The sequence below is a fragment of the Rubneribacter badeniensis genome (assembly GCF_002899695.1).
Lineage (GTDB): Bacteria > Actinomycetota > Coriobacteriia > Coriobacteriales > Eggerthellaceae > Rubneribacter > Rubneribacter badeniensis.
In genome coordinates this window covers 117,931-125,964 of record NZ_PPEL01000003.1, presented here as the reverse complement: position 1 = coordinate 125,964, position 8,034 = coordinate 117,931, and the positions used below count along the sequence as shown (strand labels likewise).

The window sequence follows — 8,034 nt, the reverse complement described above, 5'->3', positions numbered from 1 at the left end:
AGGGGCTGGTACGACGAGGGCGGCAGGCGCTACCGCCTCGACCGCGACGACGGGCACCTCTGGACGGGCTGGTACACCGTGGACGGCGTGTGGTACTGCTCGGATGAGAACGGCGTTCTGCGGAAGGGCTGGTACGACGAGGGCGGCAGGCGCTACCGCCTCGACCGCGACGACGGGCACCTCTGGACGGGCAGCTTCACCGTGGACGGCGTGTGGTACCATGCGCTCCCCGACGGCGAGGTCTACTCGGGCTGGATCGACGGCTCCGACGGCGGGCGGTACTACTACGATCCCGCTAAGGGGGGAGCGCTCGCGCTCGGCTGGTTCGCCGTCGACGGCGGCCGCTACTACGCCTCCCCGGACGGCTCGCTTGTCAGGGGCTGGTACGACGAGGGCGGCAGGCGCTACCGCCTCGACCGCGACGACGGGCACCTCTGGACGGGCTGGTACACCGTGGACGGCGTGTGGTACTGCTCGGATGAGAACGGCGTTCTGCGGAAGGGCTGGTACGACGAGGGCGGCAGGCGCTACCGCCTCGACCGCGACGACGGGCACCTCTGGACGGGCTGGTACACCGTGGACGGCGTGTGGTACTGCTCGGATGAGAACGGCGTGCTGAACGGTGGGTGGCAGCTCAACGGCATTTACTATTATTACTACAATAGCAATGGCGAGCTTGTCCCTTCCAAGACGCAGGAGCTTTACTATGTGGCGGGAGATTGCGTTGTTTCGCCTGAAAAAATGGTCGATGCATTCCGGATGTCGGGAGCGGCGTACCCTTCTGTGGATTTGGCAAAGGGCGGCGCCCCTACCATCGATGACTTCTGTAGGATAGTCTACGAGGAGGCGACTGCCGAAGGTATTCGCTCGCAAGTGGTGTTCTGCCAGGCGATGCTGGAGACGGGTTGGTTGCGTTTCGGTGGCGATGTCTCCATCGGGCAGTTCAACTTCGCTGGTTTGGGTGCTGTTGGCGGGGGTGCGAGCGGAGCGAGTTTTCCCGACGTGAGGACGGGCATCCGCGCGCAAGTTCAGCATCTGAAGGCATATGCGAACTCGGAGCTGTTAGTCAAGGAGTGCGTTGACCCTCGTTTCTCGTATGTACAGCGCGGGGTATCCGAATACGTGCAGTGGTTGGGCATTCCCAACAACCCTCAGGGGAAAGGTTGGGCCGCTTCCGATGGATACGGCATGAACATCGTGGAGATGCTCATGCGATATGGGCTGTGGTGACAGGTCCGTATGTGGGTAGGAATCGCTTGGGGCATTGGTGCCATGCCTCTTTAAGGTAATTTGAGTTGATCGAAGGGGCTGCTGCTTTGTTTGCGCGAATCGAATCTACATGGAAGTCGCTGTCCCATAAAGGGCGTGACAGGTTCTCGTTTTGCGCATTTCTGGGCGTGCTGCTTCTTGTCACCTGCGCGATGTACTGGCGCTTCATCTTCTGTGATGATCTATTGGTGTATGCGGGATCGGGAAGCGACAGCATTGGGCAGACGGTTCCCTTCATTGTCAATGAAGCCGAGCGAATCCAAAGCGGCGATTTCTCCATTTGGAACCAATACCAATTCCTTGGCTCGGTGACCGCCCAGCATCTCAGCCCTGACTATTTGCCGATGGTCTTCGGTTCTGATGCGGTACCCGTCATGATGCTCGTGTCCCAGATGCTCAAAATCGTTTCGGCGGGAGTTTTCTTCTATTTATTTACCGGCTATCTGGGGGTTTCCCGAATCTCGCGCTATGCGGCGGGATTGGGGTGCGCTTTCTGCTCCCGCATGATCGCGCTTGCTCCTTGGACGTTCTACACGTTGGAAGTCGTGATAGTTGCGGCGCTTCTGTGGGGATTCGAGCGGTTTTACGCAGACAACAAAAAGATAGCTGTTTTGCCCTTTGCAATTGCCGCTCCGGCGCTGGGCGGTGGAGCGTATCCGTTTGTTCTCTACCTTCTCGTGTTGCTTGGTTACGCGGTGTTCCGGGTTGGATATTCGTGGGATGCCGGATGGAGTGGACGGAGGCTCGCTGCCTTTTCGGGTAAGTTCTTGCTTCTTGTTGCGGCGGGCGTGCTGCTTTCCTTGCCTGCTCTTGTTCCGGGATTGAGCATGCTTTTGAATAGCCCTCGCGTGGAAAACGATTTGGATAGCGGTTTCGGGCTTGCCTCTCTTCTCGTTCCGTCGGACTGGACGATGCTTGCCGAGGAGGTTGTCAAGTTGTTCTCAACAAGCATTTTGGGGACGATGCAGACATTCTCCGGCTCGACGAACATTTTGAACACTCCTTACTTTTACTGCGGGCTTCTTGTTTTGATAGGATTGCCATTTGCCTTTTTCGGCAAGACGAAAAGGCAAAAAATCTGGCTTGGCGTTATCGTGCTTGCCGCTGCATTCTATTTCCTCTCATGGGGATTCAGGTATCTTCTCAATGGCTTCTCGGTGTCAGGCGATGACTTTAGGCAATCGAGTTGCTGGGTGATAGCGGTTCTTCTCTTTGTGGGGATCCTTGGCTTGGATCAGCTCGTGAAGAAGGTGCCGAGGCCTCTTCTCGCCGTCTGGTGGGGTGGTGCGCTTCTCGTTGCTTTCACTGCCTTCGCTTTTCTCATCTTCGACGAGATAGATTGGAGGTATTTCGTCCTCGCTTCTGCCTTTCTTGGTGCCTACATGGTTGTCTTTGCTGTTTTCGGCTTGTCAAAATCGCGGAGGTTGGTAGCCGCATGCCTTGTTTTTGTTGTGGCTGCCGTCCCCTGCGAATTTTTCGTCCAAAATTACAAAATGGTGACTCAAGCAACTCATCTCACACGTGATGATTACTGGGTGCAGTTGGGAACCGACCCCGAAGATTCGGTGACGGCGGTTTCTTCGGAGCGGGAGGATACTTATCGCATTGATTACAAAACCGCTTTGCTTACGCGCTCCATGGCGGAGACGTACCTGGGTACGCAGGCGTATATTGGCGGTTCCGGGCCGAGTCAGCAGGTGGCGGATTTCTTAAGCAAGGTCGGAAACGACTATGTTGAAGAACTTGGCTATTCGCGTTATGTCTATGGGTTTTATGATAGCGCTCTCAACGCTCTGCTGGGAGTGAAGTACCTCGTGTACCCAAGTTCTTCGCCCGATTTGTACGAGCCTTTTGGGTATCACGAGGTTTCCGATGACGGCGTGTACCGTGTTTTGGAAAACGAATACGCCTTGCCTCTTATGTTCGGTTACGATGCCAATGAGGTTATCTCCGAATCCGACTTCTCATCGGTCGATCGCGCCGACAGGAGCCTTCAAATGCTTAAGACTGCGGTGTTGCCTGATGATGCGGGCGAGTCTTCGAGGGAAGGCATTTCGCTTCAGCCTTCGGATTCGGATGCGCCGGTCTCCTTGGCGCAAACGGATCTTGAGGTGACAAAGGAGGATCAAGTTCATTTTGATTTTCCTTCCACCACTGAAGAATATCTCGAGTTGTCTATGCGACTTGATGCGACGCCCTCGGAAAGCGGAAACGTTACTATCGATGCCGTTTTTTCGGCTTCTGAGACGGGTCAGAAAGAGCGAGTAAGCTATTACACTGCTGCGGGGGAGGAGGATATCTCGGTTCAGCTTAAGAACAGAAGTTATGATCAGCTGGATGTTGCGATTGTGGCCACGAGCGCATGCGACGACCCCGTAGTGGGGGAGATAAGCGTGCGTCCGTATTCGAATGAGGAAGTCATCCAGTTTGGCCGGATGATCGACAACCGCCTCTCCTCGTCCTCCGAGGTGGAAAGCTACCACAACGGTATTCTTAGGGGGTCTATCGATATGGACGAGGATGGCTATCTCGCCACGTCGATTCCCTGGAATGAATCGTGGAGGGTTTTCGTCGATGGCGAAGAGGTGGAGCCCATGCTCATCAACCTTGGCTTTCTTGGGGCTCCTCTTTCCCAAGGTGAACACGAGATCGAACTCGTCTATGATAGAGCATCCTTGATGCTCGGCTACGCTTCCTTTTTTGGCGTGTCTATCCTTATAGCGGTGATCTGCGCAGGTAATGCCGTTGCTCGTAGGCGGACAGGGTTGTCAAGGAGAAGACAGGGGTAGATATGCCGCTCCATTTCTCCTTGGTTTTAGATTTAAGGTTTCGGGATGTGCTTTTCATATAGAACAAAATTGTAAGTAATGTTGGAGTTTCTGGAGGTTCCAATGCCGTTTTTTTCCATCGTGATTCCGGCGTACAATGTCGAGCGATACTTACGCTCATGTTTGCAAAGCGTGGAGAATCAGGAATTTGGCGATTATCAAGTTGTGATTGTTGACGATGCAAGTACGGATGGCTCGCTCGTTATCGCCGAAGAATATGCATCGAAGGACGATAGATTTTCTGTAGTGAGCCACGGGGAAAACCGGGGACTGCACCTTGCGAGAAAAACCGGCGTCGAGAACGCGAATGGGGAATACGTCCTTTTCCTCGATTCCGATGACGAGCTTGCTTCCGGCGTTCTTGATGCCTTGCATGCAAGAATTTCTGCCGATCCCGTGGACATTCTGCATTTCGGTGCAAAGGTTGTGCCTCATGGGGCGGTGCTCGAATGCGAATGCAATGCGTTGGAAAAAAGCTTGAATGGCGAGGTGGGAAAGAGGATTGGGAACGAGATCCTTCAAACTATCTTCGATGAGGATTTTGGCTATGTGCAAGATTGGCGCATGATCCAGCGTGTTTTTCACGCCCCTCTTCTACGCAGGGCTTTTTCCGAAATGGAAGATGCACGTTTAGAGAGAGCTGAAGACTCTTACGAGTGTTTCGTTGCGTGCGCTCTTGCGGAGTCTGCCGATACGTATGATGCATGCATCGGCTATGTGTATCATTACGGTCGAGGCATAACGGGAACGAGTAAGATTGATGCCGATAGGTACGATTTTTTCTGTAGTTCTTTTTCTGCCTGCATCAAGGCTGCAGAGCGTTTCGCAGCCGAGCATCCTAGCGATGTCATTTGTAAGGGCGCCGACGGACTTCGTCTGAAATGCCTAGAATTGCTCGCGAACGATATTCCCGTTCGTCTCGATAGAGCTGATTGGGCAAGTGGTCTTGCGTCGTTTGCGAAGAGATTCGGCGAGACGAGTGCGGCACGCGAATTCTACCGTTTTGCCCGAGATCGCTCTTACGAGCTGCTTCAGGGGGAAGATGCCAACCTTCTTGATGACGATGTCTTGTTCGATTATCTTGCTCTTGCCGAGTCTGCGGTTCCGACCGATGATGATGCGCGCGATTTGGGGCGCTATCGCATCGAAAAGAACGTGGTGGAAAACCATGTTGCAGCGCTTTTCGCCCGTAGGCTTTCGAAAAGACGAGAGGACTCTCGCGTCAAAATTTTCGTTTCGGCGCATAAAGATGTTGACGTGCCTCAATCACCCGTTTTCCTTCCCGTTCAGGTTGGTGCCGCCTCTGCTGGAAAGCGTTTTGATGGCTACTATCAAGATGACGAGGGCGAAAACATCTCCGATAAGAATCCATTCTACTGCGAATTGACCACCCAATATTGGGCATGGAAGAACATGGATGCCGACTATTACGGTTTCTGCCATTATCGCAGATATTTCGACTTCTCCTCTGTACGCCACGAGGAGAACCCCTATGGGGAGATCATCGCTCAGGATATCGATGCCGATGCGGTTAAGAAGTATTGTCTTGACGAGGAAAGCGTCCTTGCTGCGGTACAAGGCTACGATGTTATTACGACCGAATTCAAGGACCTGCGCGATTTCCCTGGGGATTTTTCAACGCCGCTTGAGCACTACGACAATGCTCCCAAACTTCATATCGAGGATCTGGAGTTAGTTTGTTCGCTTGTCAAGCGGCGATATCCTGATTATGCCGAGGATGTCGATACATTCTTGCGTGGGCACACGTCGTGCTTCTGCAACATGTTCATCATGAAGAGGGAATTGTTCTTCGCGTATTGCGAATGGCTGTTTTCGATTTTAGAGGAATGCGATGGCGAGGCCGATGTCGAATCCTACAGCAAAGAAGCATTGCGCACTCCGGGGCATCTTGCAGAAAGGCTATTCAATATCTATTACATCCATCATATGCGTGTCGGGTCGGGCTGGCGCACCAAGACGTTGCAGTGCGTTCACTTTGAGCATCCCGAGAAGAAGGGATTCCTGAAACCCGCTTTCGATGGGAGCGCGGTTCCCGTTGTGTTCGCTGCGGACAATAACTACGTCCCACAGTTGTGCACTGCCGTCTACTCCCTCGTCGCAAACACCTCACCTGCCAGGAAATATGACATTGTGGTTTTCAGCAAGGATATTACCGCTCGGAACGCCTCGCGTATGTTTCGGTTCATAACTGATGGGCGTCCGAATGTTTCTTTGCGGTTCTATGATGTTTCGCATTTGGTTCGCGGCTACAAGCTCGAAGCCAACGCCCATATCAGCACCGAGACATATTACCGCTTCCTGATACAGTCGGTTTTCCCTGACTATCAGAAGGTGCTTTACCTTGACTCCGATTTGGTGGTCGATGCGGATGTGGCCGAGTTGTACGACACGAAGCTTGGCGATAATCTTCTTGCGGCGGTTCTTGATGCCGATTATCTTGGGAACTTGAATATGAAGGATGGCCAGCGTGTTCGGTATTCGAAAGAGAAACTGGGCATGAAGGATCCTTACTCGTATTTCCAGGCGGGAGTTCTGCTTTTCAATGTAGCGGCGATGAAGCATTTTCATTCTCAAGAAGAATGGCTGTCGCTGGCATCGGTTCCGTATTTATACAATGATCAGGATATCCTTAACTCTCATTGCGAGGGCCGCGTGAAGTACGTTGATTTCGCATGGAATATGATGATAGATTCCGGCAGGCTTGACGCGGTCATTTCATTCTCTCCCGCTTGGGTTCATCAGGCGTATCTCGATTCGCGGGAGAATCCTAAGATCGTGCATTATGCCGGAGCGGTGAAGCCGTGGTCTGATCCGACGTGCGACTTCGCAGACGTGTTCTGGCGTTATGCTCGACGTACTCCGTTTTACGAAGAGCTCATCGCTCGCCTTTTTGACGGCGAGGCTTTGATGGACCGAGCATATCAGTATGTTGTGAATAGGCATGCCGCGCGCAGTTTCAAGCGCAAAATTGGCGATATCGTGCTGCCGTATGGGTCTAAAAGAAGAGAGGCGGTAAAGAGGTTTTTCAGAAGAGCGTGAGATGTTGGAGGGACGGCGCAGCATAAGAAAAGGGAGGGAGACCTCTTGGCGTTCCTCCCTTTCGCGATCGGTAAAATAGGAGACTTCGCAAAAAACGATCCAAAAGCTCTTTGCCAAAAGTCTATCTTTCGTACTCCCGATACGCTGCGCACACTTCTTTCGCATCTCCCAACATTTTCAATTTGCTTTTTTCTATCCACAGCGCACGGTTGCAGAGGCGCTCGATCTGGCTGGTGTCGTGGGACACGATGAGCACAGTGGTGCCGCGTTCGATCATGTCGTTAATGCGATTTTCGCATTTTTGCTGAAAGAGAAAGTCCCCCACGGAAAGCACTTCATCCACGATAAGCAGATCGGGCTCGGTTACCGTCGCGATGGCGAATGCGATGCGGGCCACCATGCCGGAGGAGTAGTTTTTAAGAGGCATCTCCATAAAATCGTGCAGTTCGGCAAAGTCGATGATGTCTTTGATATGCTCATCGAGGAATTTTTTCGAATGTCCCAGCAGCGCTCCGTTGAGGTAGATGTTCTCGCGTGCGGTGAGTTCGGGATCAAATCCCGCTCCCAGTTCGATGAGCGGCGAAATGGTTCCGTTCACCGTACAGGTTCCTTTCGAGGGCTCCAGCACGCCGGCGATGATTTTGAGCATGGTGGATTTGCCCGATCCGTTCGTTCCCACCAACCCGAACACATCTCCTCGGTTCACGGTGAAGCTCGCGTCGTCCACAGCGGTGAACTCCTTGAACATAAGTTCGCGGCGGGCAATCTTGATGAAATATTCCTTCAGGCTTTGAACCTTCTCATTGGCTATATTGAATACCATCGAGACGTGATCAACCTGCACAACGGCATTTTGCTGCGATGTTTCGCTCATGGG

4 protein-coding genes are annotated in these 8,034 nt (G+C 53.0%); 3 read left to right on the top strand and 1 reads right to left on the bottom strand.

Features of this window, described 5'->3' with window-relative positions; genetic code table 11:
• From C2L80_RS01735 to C2L80_RS01725, 3 genes are all read left to right on the top strand, one after another.
• Nucleotides 1–1,230 (top strand): glucosaminidase domain-containing protein (locus C2L80_RS01735; protein WP_193602613.1); only part of this gene is annotated, 1,230 nt, incomplete at its 5' end.
• A gap of 65 nt (nucleotides 1,231–1,295) precedes the next feature.
• The gene (locus C2L80_RS01730; protein WP_129589865.1) at nucleotides 1,296–4,058 is read left to right on the top strand and encodes a YfhO family protein; all 2,763 of its coding nucleotides are present in this window, start codon (nucleotides 1,296–1,298) and stop codon (nucleotides 4,056–4,058) included.
• A 78-nt stretch (nucleotides 4,059–4,136) separates the two neighbouring features.
• The gene (locus C2L80_RS01725; RefSeq protein WP_204600506.1) at nucleotides 4,137–7,157 is read left to right on the top strand and encodes a DUF4422 domain-containing protein; all 3,021 of its coding nucleotides are present in this window, start codon (nucleotides 4,137–4,139) and stop codon (nucleotides 7,155–7,157) included.
• Nucleotides 7,158–7,278: 121 nt separating this feature from the next.
• Here C2L80_RS01725 and C2L80_RS01720 read toward each other — a convergent pair whose 3' ends face one another.
• Nucleotides 7,279–8,031 carry an ABC transporter ATP-binding protein gene (locus tag C2L80_RS01720; RefSeq protein WP_103262500.1) on the bottom strand — a complete coding sequence of 251 codons (753 nt, stop codon included), beginning with the start codon at nucleotides 8,029–8,031 and terminating at the stop codon, nucleotides 7,279–7,281.
• Between the last annotated feature and the right edge of the window lie 3 nt (nucleotides 8,032–8,034).

What these genes read in the sequence shown, in the direction of transcription:
- C2L80_RS01725 (WP_204600506.1), top strand. Translation starts at nt 4,137, where the DNA reads ATGTTGGAGTTTCTGGAGGTTCCAATGCCGTTTTTTTCCATCGTGATT.
- C2L80_RS01720 (WP_103262500.1), bottom strand. Translation starts at nt 8,031, where the DNA reads ATGAGCGAAACATCGCAGCAAAATGCCGTTGTGCAGGTTGATCACGTC.